The 16305-nt window shown below is 61.5% G+C and carries 17 protein-coding genes; 10 read left to right on the forward strand and 7 right to left on the reverse strand.

The features are described from left to right. Positions 1-119: 119 nt before the first annotated feature. Genes D6Z24_RS05220 through D6Z24_RS05240 form a run of 5 tightly spaced genes read left to right on the forward strand, consistent with a single transcriptional unit; the run spans position 120 to position 5377 of the window. Positions 120-1163, forward strand: coding sequence for a 3-oxoacyl-ACP synthase III (locus D6Z24_RS05220; protein WP_129125511.1), 1044 nt, complete (start codon positions 120-122; stop codon positions 1161-1163). Further along, positions 1160-2044: an alpha/beta fold hydrolase gene (locus D6Z24_RS05225; RefSeq protein ID WP_129125512.1), complete on the forward strand. Its 885-nt coding sequence runs from the start codon at positions 1160-1162 to the stop codon at positions 2042-2044. The genes D6Z24_RS05220 and D6Z24_RS05225 overlap by 4 nt, the downstream gene beginning before the upstream one ends. Positions 2045-2061: 17 nt before the next feature. Then, complete coding sequence (locus D6Z24_RS05230; RefSeq protein WP_129125513.1) at positions 2062-3711, forward strand: fatty acid CoA ligase family protein; 1650 nt, start codon at positions 2062-2064, stop codon at positions 3709-3711. Beyond that, on the forward strand, positions 3699-4691 hold the full coding sequence (locus D6Z24_RS05235; RefSeq protein WP_129125514.1) for an NAD-dependent epimerase/dehydratase family protein: 993 nt from the start codon (positions 3699-3701) through the stop codon (positions 4689-4691). Before D6Z24_RS05230 ends, D6Z24_RS05235 begins: the two co-directional genes overlap by 13 nt. Further along, complete coding sequence (locus D6Z24_RS05240; RefSeq protein WP_129125515.1) at positions 4688-5377, forward strand: 4'-phosphopantetheinyl transferase family protein; 690 nt, start codon at positions 4688-4690, stop codon at positions 5375-5377. Before D6Z24_RS05235 ends, D6Z24_RS05240 begins: the two co-directional genes overlap by 4 nt. A gap of 79 nt (positions 5378-5456) precedes the next feature. Here the strand turns inward: D6Z24_RS05240 and D6Z24_RS05245 are convergent, their stop codons facing one another. The 4 genes from D6Z24_RS05245 to D6Z24_RS05260 all read right to left on the reverse strand — a co-directional run bounded on the left by D6Z24_RS05245 (position 5457) and on the right by D6Z24_RS05260 (position 7380). Continuing rightward, positions 5457-5840 carry a type II toxin-antitoxin system YhaV family toxin gene (locus tag D6Z24_RS05245; RefSeq protein ID WP_129125516.1) on the reverse strand — a complete coding sequence of 128 codons (384 nt, stop codon included), beginning with the start codon at positions 5838-5840 and terminating at the stop codon, positions 5457-5459. A 2-nt stretch (positions 5841-5842) separates the two neighbouring features. Continuing rightward, positions 5843-6709 (reverse strand): hypothetical protein, encoded by an 867-nt coding sequence (locus D6Z24_RS05250; protein ID WP_129125517.1) that lies wholly within the window; start codon positions 6707-6709, stop codon positions 5843-5845. Between the two features lie 7 nt (positions 6710-6716). Further along, on the reverse strand, positions 6717-6983 hold the full coding sequence (locus D6Z24_RS05255) for a hypothetical protein (RefSeq protein WP_129125518.1): 267 nt from the start codon (positions 6981-6983) through the stop codon (positions 6717-6719). A 106-nt stretch (positions 6984-7089) separates the two neighbouring features. Further along, positions 7090-7380: a hypothetical protein gene (locus tag D6Z24_RS05260; protein WP_129125519.1), complete on the reverse strand. Its 291-nt coding sequence runs from the start codon at positions 7378-7380 to the stop codon at positions 7090-7092. A gap of 203 nt (positions 7381-7583) precedes the next feature. Between D6Z24_RS05260 and D6Z24_RS05265 the strand changes: the two genes are divergently transcribed. From D6Z24_RS05265 to D6Z24_RS05280, 4 genes are all read left to right on the forward strand, one after another. Next, the gene (locus tag D6Z24_RS05265) at positions 7584-8204 is read left to right on the forward strand and encodes an OmpH family outer membrane protein (protein ID WP_129125520.1); all 621 of its coding nucleotides are present in this window, start codon (positions 7584-7586) and stop codon (positions 8202-8204) included. 204 nt (positions 8205-8408) lie between these two features. Beyond that, entirely contained in the window at positions 8409-8876 is a 468-nt protein-coding gene (locus D6Z24_RS05270; protein ID WP_129125521.1) for a DUF2844 domain-containing protein, read from the forward strand. After that, positions 8863-10317 (forward strand): DUF3443 family protein, encoded by a 1455-nt coding sequence (locus D6Z24_RS05275; protein ID WP_129125522.1) that lies wholly within the window; start codon positions 8863-8865, stop codon positions 10315-10317. Before D6Z24_RS05270 ends, D6Z24_RS05275 begins: the two co-directional genes overlap by 14 nt. A gap of 264 nt (positions 10318-10581) precedes the next feature. Next, the gene (locus tag D6Z24_RS05280) at positions 10582-12105 is read left to right on the forward strand and encodes a S10 family peptidase (protein ID WP_129125523.1); all 1524 of its coding nucleotides are present in this window, start codon (positions 10582-10584) and stop codon (positions 12103-12105) included. 7 nt (positions 12106-12112) lie between these two features. Here D6Z24_RS05280 and D6Z24_RS05285 read toward each other — a convergent pair whose 3' ends face one another. Together D6Z24_RS05285 and D6Z24_RS05290 are read right to left on the reverse strand one after the other, a co-directional pair. Further along, complete coding sequence (locus D6Z24_RS05285; RefSeq protein ID WP_129125524.1) at positions 12113-12880, reverse strand: DNA/RNA non-specific endonuclease; 768 nt, start codon at positions 12878-12880, stop codon at positions 12113-12115. A gap of 79 nt (positions 12881-12959) precedes the next feature. Beyond that, the gene (locus D6Z24_RS05290; RefSeq protein ID WP_129125525.1) at positions 12960-13160 is read right to left on the reverse strand and encodes a hypothetical protein; all 201 of its coding nucleotides are present in this window, start codon (positions 13158-13160) and stop codon (positions 12960-12962) included. Between the two features lie 220 nt (positions 13161-13380). On the opposite strand from D6Z24_RS05290, the gene D6Z24_RS05295 reads away from it, so the two are divergent. Continuing rightward, complete coding sequence (locus tag D6Z24_RS05295) at positions 13381-14262, forward strand: hypothetical protein (RefSeq protein WP_129125526.1); 882 nt, start codon at positions 13381-13383, stop codon at positions 14260-14262. Positions 14263-14274: 12 nt separating this feature from the next. Here D6Z24_RS05295 and D6Z24_RS05300 read toward each other — a convergent pair whose 3' ends face one another. Continuing rightward, complete coding sequence (locus tag D6Z24_RS05300) at positions 14275-16248, reverse strand: (Fe-S)-binding protein (RefSeq protein WP_129125527.1); 1974 nt, start codon at positions 16246-16248, stop codon at positions 14275-14277. Positions 16249-16305: the final 57 nt, after the last annotated feature.

Genomic DNA, 16305 nt, shown 5'->3' on the forward strand with positions numbered 1-16305 from the left:
GGGTTCAGAGTTTTTTGCCTTTTACATGAATAAGTTTTTTCCTCCGCGCCCTCTGTGGACCTCAGAGTCCTCTGTGTTCCGCTTTTAAAGCTTTAAAGCAATTCAACTTAAGGTGATAGATGAAGTATTCCAAGGTATATATCGAATCTTTCGGCTACGAGCTCGCGCCGGTCGTGGTCACTTCCGACGAACTGGAAGCGCGCCTCGAGCCGCTTTACAAGACGCTGCACTTCTCCCCCGGACAGCTCCAGGCGCTGACGGGGATCCGCGAACGCCGCTGGTGGGAGCCGGGCTTCCAGCTCTCCAAGGGGGCCATCGCGGCGGGCAAGAAGGCCCTTTCCGCTGCGGGGATCTCCGCCGGCGACCTCGGCGCCCTCCTCTACACCGGCGTCTGCCGCGAACGCTTCGAACCGGCCACCGCATGCCGCGTTGCCGCAGGCCTGGGCGTCTCCGGAAACGCCGCGGTCTTCGACCTCTCCAACGCCTGCCTCGGCGTCTTAAACGGCATCCTCGAGGTGGCGAACCGCATCGAACTCGGCCAGATCAGGGCGGGCCTCGTGGTCTCCTGCGAGAGCGCACGCGACATCAACGACATCATGATCAAGAAGATGCTCGAAGACCGCAGCATGGAGAACTTCGCAAGTTCTCTCGCCACCCTCACCGGCGGCTCCGGCGCAGTGGCGGTACTCCTCACCGACGGCTCCTTCTCCAAATCCGGCCGCAGGAGGCTGCGCGGCGGCATCACCCATGCCGCACCGGAACACCACGCGCTCTGCCTCTGGGGCATCACCCCGGACGGCAAGGGTGGCTACGAGCAGTCCATGAGCACCGACGCGGTGAGCGTGATGAACTACGGCGTCGACCTCGGGCGCCGCACCTGGGATGAGTTCCTCCCCGAGGTGGGGTGGCGCGAGAGCGACGTCGACCGCGTCGTCTGCCACCAGGTCGGGAGCGCACACCAAAGCGCCATCCTTAAGACGCTCGGCATTCCGCTGCACAAGGACTTCACCACTTACGAATTCCTCGGCAACATGGGTACCGTCTCCCTGCCGCTCACCGCGGCCCTCGCCGACGAGCGCGACGTCCTCTCCGCAGGGGACCGGGTCGCCCTGCTCGGGATCGGCAGCGGACTTAACTGCCTCATGCTGGGGGTCGACTGGTGAGAGACGAAGTAAAAAAGCACTACCCCTTCACCGGCCGCACCCTCGATCTCGACGGCCTCTCCTACCACTACCTCGACGAAGGTACCGGCGAGCCCGTGGTCATGGTGCACGGGAACCCCTCGTGGTCCTTCTACTACCGAAACCTCGTGCTCGCGCTCAGGGACCGCTACCGCTGCATCGTGCCCGACCACATCGGCTGCGGCTTCTCGGATAAGCCGGGCGACGACCGCTACGATTACACCCTCTCGCGCCGCATCGACGACCTCGAGCGCCTGATCGACTCCCTTAACCTGGAGGGGAAGATCAACCTCGTGGTGCACGACTGGGGCGGGATGATCGGCATGGGTTACGCGAGCCGCCACCCGGAGCGCATCGGCCGCATCGTCATCCTCAACACGGCGGCCTTCCATCTCCCGAAGGAGAAGACCTTCCCGCTCGGGCTCAAGATCTGCCGTGACACCCTGCTCGGGACCCTGCTCGTACGCGGCTTCAACGCCTTCAGCATCGGCGCCTCCATCGTCGGATGCAAGAAGAACCCGATGTCGAACGAGCTGATGCAGGCGTACCGTGCGCCGTACGATTCCTGGGCAAACCGGATCGCGACGCTGCGCTTCGTGCAGGACATCCCGCTAGCGCCCGGCGACCGCAATTACGCGCTCGTGAGCGAGATCGCGGACGGACTGCACCGCTTCGCCGAGATCCCCATGGCGATCTTCTGGGGCGAGCTCGATTTCGTTTTCGACACCACCTTCCTTGCCGAGTGGAAGCGCCGCTTCCCGAAGGCCCAAGTGCAAAGCTACCCCGACGCCGGGCACTACATCCTCGAAGACATGAAGGACGAGGTGGTGCCGCAGATCGCCGACTTCCTGAAACGCACCTGACCGGAGCACCTGAGACCATGGCAGAGACCGAACTCGTCAACATAGCCGCGCACCTGCCGGAGATGGCCCGCCGCCAGCCCGACACCAGGGCGATCATCTTCCCGAAGGGGAAACGAAGCCTCTCCTTCTCGGAACTGAACCGGCTGAGCGACCGGATCGCGCGCGGTTTGCTCGACAACAGCATCTGCCGCGGCGTGCGCACCGTGCTCATGGTGACGCCGAGCCCCGAGTTCTTCGCCCTCACCTTCGCCCTCTTCAAGGTGGGCGCGGTGCCGGTGCTCATCGATCCGGGCCTCGGAATCAAAAACCTCAAGCAGTGCTTCGCCGAGGCGCAACCGCACGCCTTCATCGGAATCCCGAAGGCGCACGTCGCCCGCAAGCTCTTCTCCTGGGGTAAGGAGACCATCCGCACCTGCGTCACCGTCGGCCCGCGCCTCTTCTGGGAGGGGACCACCCTCGCCGCCATCATCGCGAACCAAAAGGACGATTCCCCCTTCACCCTGGCGCCGACCATGAAGGAGGACGTCGCCGCGATCCTCTTCACGAGCGGCAGCACCGGCGTCCCCAAGGGGGCCGTCTACAGCCACGGCAACTTCGCCGCCCAGGTGCAGGCGCTCAAACAGGTGTACGGCATCGAGCCGGGCGAGATCGACCTCCCCACCTTCCCCCTCTTCGCCCTCTTCGCCCCCGCGCTCGGCATGACCGCCGTTATCCCGGAGATGGATTTCACCCGCCCCGGTTCCGTCGATCCGAAGAAGATCGTCGGCCCCATCAACGAGTACGGCGTGACCACCATGTTCGGCTCCCCGGCGCTCATCAACCGCGTCGGACGCTACGGCGTCGAGCACGGGGTAAAGCTGCCGACCCTGCGCCGCGCCATCTCGGCAGGCGCGCCGGTTCCCGCCTCGGTACTCGAGCGCTTCACCAGCATGCTGAACCCCGGCGTCCAGGTCTTCACCCCCTACGGCGCCACCGAGGCGCTCCCGGTCTGCTCCATCGGCAGCAGGGAGATCCTCGAGGAGACGCGCAAGATCACCGATGCCGGGGGCGGCGTCTGCGTGGGACGGCCGGTCGATGGGATCCGCCTCGAGATCGTCCAGATCACCGACAACCCGATCTGCGGCTGGGATGACTCGCTGCGCGTGCCGGCCGGGAAGATCGGGGAGATCGTGGTGCAGGGCGAGCAGGTGACGCGCGGCTACTACAACCGCCCGGAATCGGACCACCTCTCGAAGATCGCCGACCCGGCGACCGATTCCTTCTTCCACCGCATGGGTGATCTCGGCGGGATGGACGAGGAGGGTCGCGTCTGGTTCTGCGGCCGCAAGTCGCACCGCGTCGAGACCGAGGCCGGTCCCTTCTACACCATCCCCTGCGAGGCGGTCTTCAACACCCACCCCGCCGTCTTCAGGAGCGCGCTCGTCGGCGTAGGCGAGCCCGGCAGCCAGCGACCGGTCATCTGCATCGAGCTCGAGAAAGGGGTTCAGGTCGACCAGGAGAAGGTGCGCAAGGAACTCGCGGCGCTCGCGCAGGAGCACATCCACACGAGCTCCATCGACACCTTCCTCTTCCATCCTTCCTTCCCGGTTGACATCAGGCACAACGCGAAGATCTTCCGCGAGAAGCTCGCGGTCTGGGCCGCGGAGAGCCTCAAATGCGCGCGCTAGTCACGGGCGGAGGCGGGTTCCTCGGCTTGGCCATCGTGCGGCAACTGCACGCCCGCGGCGACGAGGTGATCAGCTTCTCGCGCGGCGACTACCCCGAGCTTGCCGCGCTCGGCGTCGAGCAGCGACACGGCGACCTGGCCGACCCGCAGGCCGTTTTGCAGGCCGCAGCAGGATGCGACATCGTCTTCCACGTCGCCGCGAAGGCGGGGATCTGGGGCGATTACGAGGAATATTTCCGCGCCAACGTGACCGGTACGGAGAACGTCATCGCCGCCTGCCGAGCGCTCGGCATCAAACGCCTCGTCTACACCAGCTCGCCGAGCGTGGTCTTCGACGGTTCCGACGTCGAGGGGGCGGACGAAGCGCTCCCCTACCCCGCCCATTTCGAGGCGCCCTACCCGCAGACCAAGGCGCTCGCGGAAAAGGCCGTGCTGGCCGCGAACTCACCCGAGCTCGCGACCGTTTCCCTGCGCCCGCACCTCATCTGGGGGCCGGGGGACAACCACCTGGTGCCGCGCATCGTGGCCAAGGGACGTGCGGGAAAGCTCAAACGCATCGGTAAAAGGGCATGCCTCGTCGACACCGTTTTCGTGGAGAACGCGGCCGAGGCGCACCTGAACGCAGCCGACCGCCTCGCCCCCGGGGCGCCGCTTGCCGGCAAGGCGTATTTCATCTCCAACGGTGAGCCTATTCCCCTTTGGGACATGGTGAACCGGATCCTCGGCGCCGCGGGCGTTGCCCCGGTGACCCGCACCGTCCCTCCCGCCGTTGCATACGCTGCCGGCGTCGCATGCGAGTTCCTCTGGAAGCACCTTAAGCTTTCCGGCGAGCCGCCCATGACGCGCTTCGTAGCGAAGGAACTCGCCACCGCACACTGGTTCGACCTCTCGGCGGCGCGCAGGGATCTCGGTTACGCCCCGCGCGTCAGCATCGACGAAGGGATGGAGCTGCTGCGCCGGTCCTTCGGGAGTGAACGGTGATCGAAGTTGCCGGATTGGAAGGCGCGGCGGTACGCTACCGCATTCTTTCCCTCCAGCGTGATCCGGACGAGCGACTCCGCCTTATCGGGTTTCTGTCCGAGGCGGAACTGCGCCGCGGTGCGAGGCTGTTGGACGCTAAAAAGCGCGAGGAGTTCCTGGTAGGGCGCGGACTGCTGCGGGAGATGCTCGCTAAGCTTCTGTGCGTGGAGCCTCGTGAAGTCGAATTCTGCGAAGGGGAATTCGGGAAGCCGTATCTGCGCGACCAGCAAGGACTCGGCGACGGGGTTCGCTTCAACGTCTCCCATTCGGGAGCGACGCTGCTTATGGCGGTAAGCCGCGGCCGCGAGATCGGCGTCGATCTGGAAGAGACCAGAGAGGATCTGGCGTTTCGCCCCATGGCGGAGCGCTATTTTTCTTTGCGGGAGAAAGAGGAGCTTTTCGGACTGGAGCCGGGGGAACAGCTGGAGGCCTTCTACCGCTGCTGGACCAGGAAGGAAGCGTACATGAAGGGGACTGGAAGCGGCTTTTCGCAGCCTTCCACCGGTTTCGACGTGTCGCTTCTTCCCGGCGAGCCTCCGGCCCTGCTCGGGCATCGCGGGGATTCGGGCGAGGTTCAAAGATGGAGCATCATTGATCTCGACTCCGGTCCCGGCTACTGCGCCTCGCTCGCGCTTTCAGTACAGTAATAGCTGTTTCTAGAACTGCATCAGATTAGCCTTGCCTCGCGTCCATCCCCCTCTCCCTCCGGGCGAGGGAACCGCCCCACTATTTCATCCTGAACGCCCGGTACGCATCCATGTGACTCTTGTACTTGGTGAGGCTCACCTCGCTATTCAGCCAGGCGTAGATGATCGCGTTGGTCTCCTTGTCCCACTTGAAGAAGAGCCGGTGCTCCTTGGTCGGCTTCGCCCTGCGCCACTGCCGGTAGGCGTGCCCCTCGGCCTCACCCTGGTAATAAGAGGCGTGCTGCGGGTCCGCCGGTATCTCGTCCTTGATCGCCCGATAAACCCGCGCCAGAAGCTTCGCCTGCGGCGAGTTCATGTACGTCTGCGGGTTCCTCTCCCGCTCCTTCGCCACCACGTTTATCAGCTCGTCCAGCACCTGCTCGAACGCGGCGTGGAAGCGGATGCGCGACTCGTTACTCACCATGATCAGACCTCCACGCCTCTGACCAGTTCCTCGATCAGCTTCATCTTGTCCGGGTCCGGTACCTTGATGTTGTCGGCGCTGCCGGCCAGCTCACGCTCCATGTAGTCATAGAGTTCGTATATGGTCCCGTTCTCGACGGAGAAGGAGAAGACATCGAAAATGCGGGGATGACAGGCGACGGTCGCGAGCCTCTCGGCAATCAGGTCCTCGTAGTAGGTGGCTACCAGGTTGTCCGGAAGCACGAACCGGTAATGGATGAAGGAGGAAGCCCTGCCGGCGACCAGTTCGTAACGGTAACTAGAGAGGATGACGTCGGTCTCTGAAAATGCGGTGCCTATCGCAGCCAAAACGACCTTGAGATCCTGTTCCGCAAGCCCTTGGGCGGCAAGGATCGCCGTCACCTTTTCGAAGTCCCCCTGCCGCGGGTGGTGTACCCCCTCGTGACTCTCCTGCCACTGGGAGAGGAGCTTGTTCAAGAGGGAAAAACGACCGGTCAGCGGAGCAATGCCGATCGCAGCGTTCAGAAGCTTCTGGTCCTTCGGCGCACGGTCTAACGCGAGCAGGGTGTACTTGGCGGACTCGTTCCAAAGACAGGAGGTTTCGAGGGAATAGGCATAATACATGAGGCCCAGGTGGGACGGGGAAAGCTCGATAGCCTGGGCGTATTCAGCAGTCATCGCCTCGATGTTGTGTTCGAGACAGGCCACCATGCCGAGCAGGGCATGCGCCGAGACAGGGTCCTTCTTGAGCAGGGAATGCGCCGCCTTGCGATACCGGGCAAGCTTCAGCCCCTGGGTGACGTCCCGGCGGGTGAAGCCCCCCAGTTCACGGAGCAACTGGGCAAAATCGGGCTGTTTCCAGAAAAGCATGTGGAACTCAGGAAAGCTCGGTGCCGCAGAACCGGCACGAGGTCTCACGCCATTTGGAGAATTCGCGGCACTTCGGGCACTGGCGATAATGTCCGTCTACCGGGCGCAGCGGGCGCTGGAAGAAGGTGACCATCACGGTGGGAGGAAAGCAGAAGTTAAGCAGGAACCACAGGAGGGGATTTCTCCCCTTGGTGTAGGCGACCCAGGCGCCGATAAGCCCGGGCAACAGGAAAAAGACGCCGATGTAGCCCCACTCCATGATCTCTTTAGGCATGTCTGCTCCATGTTATGGCCGCCATTCCAATGACGGCGGCATCAGGTTTCGAGCTAGGAATTGCATCTGCCGACGCCCTCACCCCGCCCCTCTCCTTTTAATCTACTCATGTCTTGGGTTCGGTCCGCGTTATGGTGCTGCGCACGTCGAGACCGAGCAACCTGGACGCCTCGTGCATCGCGTTCAGGTAACGCTCCTTGAAGTGCGGCAGAGCCTCAACGGGGTCTTCTTCATCGTCCCAGGGAAGCTTGGTGCGGGCAAGCACGATGAGGATCTCCTCAAGGGCATCCCTTTTCTGTTTCATCTCGCGGATCTCTTGCAGAGCCTCCTGCAACAGCTCCGTCTCCGCACTTTGGCTTTCGATCGCCGACTGCAGCTTCTGTAGTATATCGGTCATAGATCGCTCCTCTTGAGTGGAGGCATCCTAGCAGCGTGCCGTATACGAGTCAACAGCGTTTATGTGCTCACGCAGCAGCCGTTTTCGCTGCTTCGACGCGCTCTACACGCACGATCAGAGCGTTTCTTTTAATTGCCAAACCGCAATAAAGGTTCTATGCTCTGCAATCGCAGTCACCACTACACAGACAAAAGGACGATTACATGAACAGGTTCGCAACGTTACTCATCGGCTCCGCCCTCAGCACGCTTGTCGCCGCCTATGGTTTCGCCGCCGAGTCCGCACCTGAAGCGGCAAAGCCCGCTGCAACACCTGCCGCTCCGGCCGCCGTCGCTCCTGCCGCTCCCGCAGCATCTGTCGATGCCACTTTGGCAGCAATCAAAATCGGTTTCGTCGACATGAGCAAGATCGCCGAGGAAAGCGCAGAGGGAAAGGCCGCAACCGACGCTTTGAAGGCGAAGTCCGAGAAGCTTCGTAAGAAGATCGAGGCTCAGCAGAAGCAGCTGGAGAAACAGAAAGAGGCCATTCAGGCGAAGCTTCCCAGCATGACTCCGAAGGAGCGTGCCGCCAAAGGGAAGGAGTTCGAGAAAAAGGTCGACGAATACCAGAAGATGGTGCGCGCCAGCGAACTCGAGGTTACCAAGCTGCAGGACAGGCTGACCAAGGAGGTCGGAGGGGTTATCAAGAAGGCGTCCTCCGACTTCGCGAAGGCGAACGGGTACCTCCTCATTGCCGAGGAAAAAGCCGTGCTCTTCCTCGACGACAAGGTTAAACCGAAGGACCTCACTGAGGAGATCATAGCCTTCATGGCCAAGTCCAAGTAACCCGCATTTAACCCGTTAAACCGGAGCCGCCCCACTTTACCAAGGGGCGGCTTTTTTTGTCCCACCTGTCTCTGCTTGGCATTCTGCTTTCCCCCCCTTCACTTTGCAAAAAATTAACAACCTCCAACAAACCTTGCCGGTGCATGGTAGAATCCCCCCTTGTTCGCGTCCGGAAGGAATTTCCACAACATGAAGGGGGAAATCATGAACCTGCGTTGCCTCATGTCGCTCTGTCTTGCGGCCACCATCTGCTTCTGTCACGGCCGGGCAGAAGCAACCCTTGGCGAACCGGCAGACACGATCGCAAAGGACAAAAAGGCGTTGGCGGCCGTGTCCCAAAAGTCGCTCAGCAGCGCACGTTTTCGGGTGCAGCAAATGGCATCCGGAACGACCAGAACCGCTATCAGGGAGTACGTGACTCCCACCGGTGTCGTCTTCGCGGTGGCTTGGAACGGACTCGTTCACCCTGATCTCAAGGTGCTCCTCGGCTCCTACCACGACGACTACCGAAAGGCGCTCTCGCGGCGGGCTCGCACCCCCGGGCGCCGCGAGATGAAACTCGTGTCGGGGCGGCTGGTTGTGGAGACGTGGGGACACATGCGCAATCTGCAAGGGCGGGCATACCTTCCGGCACTGCTCCCCGAAGGAGTGAACATCGATGAGATACGTTAACCTATCGGCGTTGCTCACCATCTGTTACCTCTTCTTCATGGCCGGTTGCGGCGGCGGGGGTGGCGGTGGTTCGCACCCCTCCCTGACCTCGATCACGATCACGCCTGACGCCTCCACGCTCGCCGTCGGCTCGACCACGCAGCTCACCGCGACAGGCACCTACTCCGACAACAGCACCAAGGACATCACCAACGACGTCACCTGGAGTTCGTCAGCCGCAGGCACGGCGACGGTAAGCAACACGCAGGGTAGCAAGGGGCTGGTAACGGTCATCTCCCAAGGGCCGGTAACCATAACCGCCACACTGGGCGATTTTTCCGACTCCACGGCGCTTACTACGACACCATCCGCCAACGCGGCAAACGTGATGAAGATTACTGTGAACGGATCGTTGTGTGCCGCAGGGAGCTACATCAACAAGCCGTGTGTCAGCGTCACCATCTGCAATCCAGACCTCTCCGCCTGCCAGACGGTTAACGACATCCTGCTCGATACCGGCAGCTTCGGCCTGCGCATTTTCCAACAGGCCATCCCCAACCTTACCCTGCCGACGGTCGCAAGCGGCACGGGCGCCCTCACCGGATGCGTAGAATTCGCCGACGGGAGCTCGCTTTGGGGACCAATCCGCAGGGCGATGGTGAAGCTTGGCGACGAGCCGTACGCCTCGGTGCCGATCCAGGTAATCAACTCGAGCTTCGGGTCGCTCCCCCTCCCCTGCGCCAACGCCGACCCCACACCGGTATCTTCCGGCTTCAACGGCATCCTCGGGGTCGGCCTCTTCAAGGAGGACTGCGGTCTCGACTGTGCCTTCACCGCCGCTAACGGGGTGTACTACAGCTGCATCGGCACATCCTGCACCGGCGTTGCCGTCCCGCTGTCGGACCAGGTGCAAAACCCGGTGGCAGCCCTGGCCACTGACGGCAACGGCGTCATCGTGCGGCTACCGTCGGTACCTTTTGGCGGCGCCTCGTCCATCGACGGTTCGCTCATCCTCGGGATCGGCACTAGGAGCAACAACACGCTCACCTCCCCGACCGTTTTGCGTACCGATTCCGCCGGAGACGTGACCACCGTGATCGACAGCATCAGTTCCTTCGGTTTCTTCGACACCGGGTCGAACGCGCTGTTCTTCCCGAACCCGGATTCTTCACTGCTACCGGTCTGCCCCTCGCCGAACACGGACTGGTACTGCCCACCGGCAACGAGGACACTTTCCGCGACCAACACCGCGGCGAACGGCTCACCGTCCTCTACCGTCAGTTTCAGCATCTCCAGTCTTGAAACGCTGTTCAATACATCGAATAACGTTTTCGTCGATATCGGCGGTCCGTCCAGTTTCGGCTTCGACTGGGGACTTCCCTTCTTCATGGGACGCAGCGTCGCCTTCGGCATCGAAGGAGAAAGTTCCACGCTCGGCACCGGGCCGTACGTGGCGTACTGATAGAGCGCACGCAAATCACTTTCCGACGCCTCCTCCACCCGATCCCCCTCTCCCTCCGGGAGAGGGCCGGGGTGAGGGCGTTGCCATGGCGAACATGGTCGCTTCGGGACAGCGCCCTCACCCGCCCTCCGGGCACCCTCTCCCAAAGGGAGAGGGACCCTGCCGAGGCCTCCATTTAATGTGCGGGTTTGACCCGGAGAGCGCCTTCAGCTACTATGACTCCTTGTGATGTCCTGCAATTGTCGTCAAGGAGGCGCTCAAACAATGAAACTGCTCGCCCTGCTGCTTGTCCTGCTCGCATCCTCACTTTCCACCCCTTCTTTCGCCGCGCCCCCGACCGACACAAAGCAGGAGCCTGCCGCCAAAAAGGAAATGCAACCGATCCCGCCTGCAGCTGCCGCCGAGGTGACCAAACACAAGGTGCGCATCGACGGCAGGGAAATCGCCTACGAGGCGAGTGCGGGGACACTCCCGGTGCAAAACGACGCGGGGGAAACCGAAGCGGAGATCTTCTACGTCTCGTACCGCGTACCGCAGGCGAAAACGGCGCCTCCACGCCCACTGCTCTTCATCTTCAACGGCGGCCCCGGCGCCGCCTCGGTGTGGCTGCACCTCGGAGCGCTCGGGCCGAAACGGGTGCAGATGCTTCCCGACGGCAACATGCCGGCCCCTCCGTTCAAGCTCACCGAAAACGCCTCGAGCTGGCTCGACCTCGGCGATCTGGTCTTCGTCGATCCGGTAGGAACCGGCTACAGCCGCGGCACCAAACCGGAGCTCACCAAGAAGTTCTCCGCGGTACAGCCGGACATCGACTCTCTGCAACGCTTCATCAGGCTCTACCTGACCCGCAACCAGGCCTGGAGCGCCCCGCTCTTTCTTGTCGGGGAAAGCTACGGCACCTTCCGCTGCGCCGGTCTTTCCGAACAACTGCTGGAGCACGGCGTAGCGCTAAACGGCGTCATCCTCATCTCCAGCATCCTGAACTTCCAGACCATCGCTTTCGACTACGGCAATGATCTTCCCTACCAGCTGATCCTTCCGAGTTACACGGCAACCGCCTGGTATCACAAAAAGCTCGCACCCGAGCTCATGGCAGATCTGGATCGGACTCTCGCGCAGGCGGAGCGGTGGGCATCGACGGAATACGCACAGGCGCTGGAAAAAGGCGACCGGCTTGACGCGGAAGGGAAAAAGAGAGTGGCGGCGGAGTTTGCGCGGCTGACCGGGCTGGATCCTGCGTTCGTAATGAACCGAAACCTGCGCGTCGACAACAGGGATTTCGCGCGTGAGATTCTGCATAACGAGGGACGGATGGTGGGGTTCATGGACAGCAGGTTCAACGCCGAGAACCCGGAACCGGCGAAATCCGCCGGTTTCGATGCGACGATCGCCACGATCCGCCCCCCCTTCACCGCGGCGATCAACACTTATCTGCGCGAGGAGCTCGGCTACCAGTCGGATCAGGAGTATTTCACACTGGGGGGCGGTATAGGGCGGTGGGATTGGGAGGCGAAGAACAGCTATGCCGACACGGCGGAAAACCTGCGCAACGCCATGGTGAAGAATCCGTACCTTAAGGTCTGGGTCGCCTCCGGCCTCTTCGACCTCGCCACGCCGCACTACGCAGCCGAGTACACCATGGCTCACCTGGGGATCGATGAAAAATTGCGGGAGAACGTGACCATCAGGCGTTACCGCTCCGGACACATGATGTATCTCGAGACGGAAGCGCTGGTGCAGCTCAAAAAGGACGCCGCACGGTTCATCGGCTCGGCCGTAAAGCGCTAAAGCGCCTCTACTGCCAGAGCCCTGCCGGTTGCGCCGTTTCGATCCGGTCCTGCTCCTCGCGCGGCAGGACCGAGAAGAAGTCGAGCCCGGTCCGCTTTTCCACCTCGCGCACCGGGACTAGGTACTTTGGCATGTCCTCCGTTTCGAGCGGCTCGTTGGGCATGATGACGGCGATCGCCTCGCGCCGTTTCGGATCGAGAATCACCTTGTATAGCGCCTCGGGAACCGCGACCCGGTTGCGACCGATGGTCTTTCCGCCGGTAACCGGATAGATCGGGCCGCTGTAGATGAAAAGCTCGCCGCGCTTTTGGACCCACGCGCGCACCTTCCCCTCCAGCTCGGCCCAGATGCCCCGATTCATCCCCTCACCCGCCTGGGGCACCATGTTCGAGAGGTAGAAGCTTTCGGACATGGCCTGCTCGTCCCACGCCATATCCGCCGCAGGAGCCATGTGCCCCCTGTCGTACCCCGATCCCTTGTAATCGGAAAGCTCGGCGCGACTCCCCCTCGGGAGATCGACGTCGGGTCGGAAGTTGTTTCCCCTTTTCAGCTTCGAAAGCAAGCGCTCCCGCGTCATGCGCTCGGCGACCCAGACCGGGGTCTTTTTGCCGGCATCATGGCTCAACAGGTACCCCTTGCGGCACAAAAGATCGCCGGAATGACCCGGGACGCCGAAGGCTGCATACTCTCCGCAGTCATCGAGGGCACCGCCAAAGGCAGCGCCGGCACTCAGAAAAACGATAAGGACGAGGTTGAATAAACCGGTTCGAAGCATGGAAGGACCGCCTTGTATCCGCTCACGGCGGAGGATGCAGGCGGCAGTTTAACAGGAGTAACGCAACAGAAGCAACACCCTACAGCAGATCGCGTTCCGTCTCGACGTTGTTCATGTGGAGCTTTCTGTTGATTTCCCTAACGTACTCAGGTTCCGACTTGGACGGCCCGCGCAATTCGGACAGGTAGTCGAGGTACAACTTGAACAGGTAACAAAACAGTCCCAGTCCCAGACAAGGGAGCACGCACCCCAGCACCAGAATGAACCCGGAATATACCACGCCGACCTCCTTCGTTGTGATCTCAGGATCCAGCGTGGCAAATATATATTAGCCTAAATTAATGTCAAGCATGCCTACCATTAATGTGGCGCATGGTCTCCCGTTCAGCGATGGAGTTGCGAGTGGCTATGAAAAAAAATTAACCATCCTCGTTTACACAGGAACAAAATCATCTATCATAGCCATTGTCTTCACATGCCAGTCTCACTGCGAGGTGTCAATGACAATGCACGAGGATTTCCTGGGCAACCACAGCCACAGTCCCGCAGCACAAGCGTTTCATCGTACCTCTATCTCGGGGCAGGCCGCCGAGGTAAAAGCAAAGCTGATTCACAATGTCAGAAGAAACTCGAAAAGGTACGGCGTCCTCACCTCCTCTCACATCCTGACCGTCCTGGCCCAGGATCTTCCCGCCGACTTTCATCGCCCGCTTCTGGAATCCATCTCGCACGACCCGCTCTGCAGCGACATCCGCACGCTTTTGACCCCTTCGGGGCAGCTCTTCTTCTACTCGATCGCACATATGAGCATCGAAGATGCCGCGACGAAGGGACAGCTCGAGGAAGTGAAGTTCGCCATGGCGCAAAGGATCCGCCGGGACTCACGCATCGCCACGGCACTCACGCCACTGAACGCCATGTTCGCGCAGTTCCATGAGATGACTCCGGTGAAGGTCTGCTCCATGCTGAACGAGATGCAGACACAGGCGCACTACCGTGACATAAAGACGGTCTCTTCCACGAACGGCGAACTTTACCTCTACTGCGACGCCCATGTAACCGAGAAGTACGCGACCATGCTTGCGAGATCCGCGGTCAGCGACGCCTGCCAGACCATAGTCGATACGGTACGGGAAGAATCGCGACTTTACCCGAGACCGACGAAGGTGTCCGCCTTCACAAGTCAGGTCTACGGCATACCACCGACGACGCTCCAGCCATGCATCATCCGGGTGCTCAATGCGACGGAATTCGCCGACATAAGGAAGCTGGTGCATCCCGAGACCGAGGCGGAATACCTTTACTCGAACCTGCACATGACCGAGGAGCAGGCGGTCGCGCTTATGAAGTGGCTCGAGGAAGGACGCCGGCCTTCGACATGAAACCGTCCGGCACTAAAGCGCAAGAGCGACGACCTCGGCGATGTCCTTCACCTGAGTCGTGCTTCCCGCTACTTCCTTTATGCCGTCCTCGAACATGGTCATGCAAAACGGACAACTGACACAGACGGTAGCCGGGTTTTGCGCCAGCGCTTCCCCAACCCTGTTCCGGTTGATCGGCGTCCCCTCGTGCTCTTCGAGCCACATCCTCCCGCCCCCTGCGCCGCAGCAGAAGGCGTTCTCGCGGCTGCGCTCCATCTCCACCAATTCCGCTTTGGTGCTTTCCCGCAGCACCTCGCGCGGCGCATCGTACACCTCGTTGTGACGCCCAAGGTAGCAGGAATCGTGAAACACCACCTTCCCTAGATCGACCGTCTGAGACAAGTCGAGCCTGCCACGTTGCATGAGGTCCCTGATCAGCTCGCTGTGGTGCACGACCTCAAGCTCCATGCCGTACTGGCGATAGTCGTTTTTGAGCGCGGTGAAGCAGTGCGGGCATTGGGTAATGACCTTCACGACCCCTTTCTCCCGGAACTGCCGCACGTTCTCCCGCGCCATCAGGTCGAAGAGGTATTCGTTGCCGAGGCGGCGGACGCTGTCACCGCAGCATTTTTCATCCCTTCCAAGGACCCCGTAGGAAACACCCGCCGCATCGAGCACCCGCGTGAGAGCGACGCTCACCTGTTTGTTGCGTGCATCGAACGCCCCGGAGCAGCCGACATAGAGAAGATACTCTGTCTTCCCCGCCTCAAACGGGCGCAGTTCCAGTTGCGAACTCCACTTGCTCCGTTCCGAAGGCGCCATCCCCCACGGATTTGAGCGCTGCTCCATGTTTTCGAAGAGGTTCAGCAGTTCCTCCGGAAACCGCGCCTCCATCTGCACCAGGTGACGCCGCATCTTCACGATTTTCGGCAGGTGTTCGATGAAGACCGGGCACGCCTCCATGCACGCGCCGCAAGAAGTACAACTCCAAAGTGCGGCCTCGCTGGTCGCGTCCTTGCCGTTCGCCCCGATGAGCGAGACGCAGCGTTCGGCATCGGCATCGCCGACCAGCTTTTCCATCACGGCGCCGTTTCGCAGCACGTTCTCCTTGATGGCATGGATCACCTCTCGCGGATTCAGCGTTTTGCCGGTCGCTGCTGCGGGGCAAGACTGTTGGCAGCGGCCGCACTCAGTGCAGGAAAAAGAATCTAGCAGATCCTTCCACGAGAGCCGGTCCACGGTGGCGGCGCCGAAGCGGTTTCCTTCGGCGAACTCCTCGCGCTCCTGGGTATTGCTCTTTCCCATGGTGCGCAAGAAGACGTTGGGTACGGCGGTAAGGATGTGCATGTGCTTGCTGTACGGCAGGAAGTTCATGAAGCCGAGCAGCACCACGGCATGGATCCACCAGAAGAGGCGTTGCGCAAAATCCAGGTTTCCGGCAAGCGGAGATGCCTGGAGCAGATGCGCGGCCAGGTTGGACACGGGCGTTGCTGCGGAAGTGGTGAGTGTCCCCTGCACGATGCGCACGCCGTTCAGCCCGAAGTAGGCAAGCATCAGTGTCGCGATCATCGTCAGGATGAAGTAAGCCTCGAAGGTTCGTGCTCCTTCAAAGGGCGGAGCCACGGTGCGGCGCAAGGCGGCCACGCACACCGCGAGCAGCGCGGCGAGCGAGCAGATATCGAACAGTAACAGGAGAGCGGCGTGTATCGGTCCGGGGAGAAGATCGAAGGATAGCGCAGGGATGACGCCGGAAACGAGAAACTCAAGGTTCGCCGCGGCGAGGACCAGGAAGGCCCAGAAGATGACGCCGTGGTTCACGCCGAAGGGGCGGCTAACCACCCGCTTCTGCCCGACGGCATAGATGAGCATCTCTCTGAAGCGGGCAACCGGTCGGTCGAAGCGGTTTTCACTTGTGCCGACGGCGACCAGCGCCAAACGGCGATAACAGCTCACCGCGAACGCGGCGAGAGAAAGAGTCAAAAGGGTGATGAATAGAGTCTGTTCCATGGGTGCTCCGTTAAGTCGATATTAGGACGACTGGGTTCACATTCCCTCTCCCTCCGG

The sequence above is a fragment of the Geomonas oryzae genome, from assembly GCF_004117875.1.
Classification (GTDB): domain Bacteria; phylum Desulfobacterota; class Desulfuromonadia; order Geobacterales; family Geobacteraceae; genus Geomonas; species Geomonas oryzae.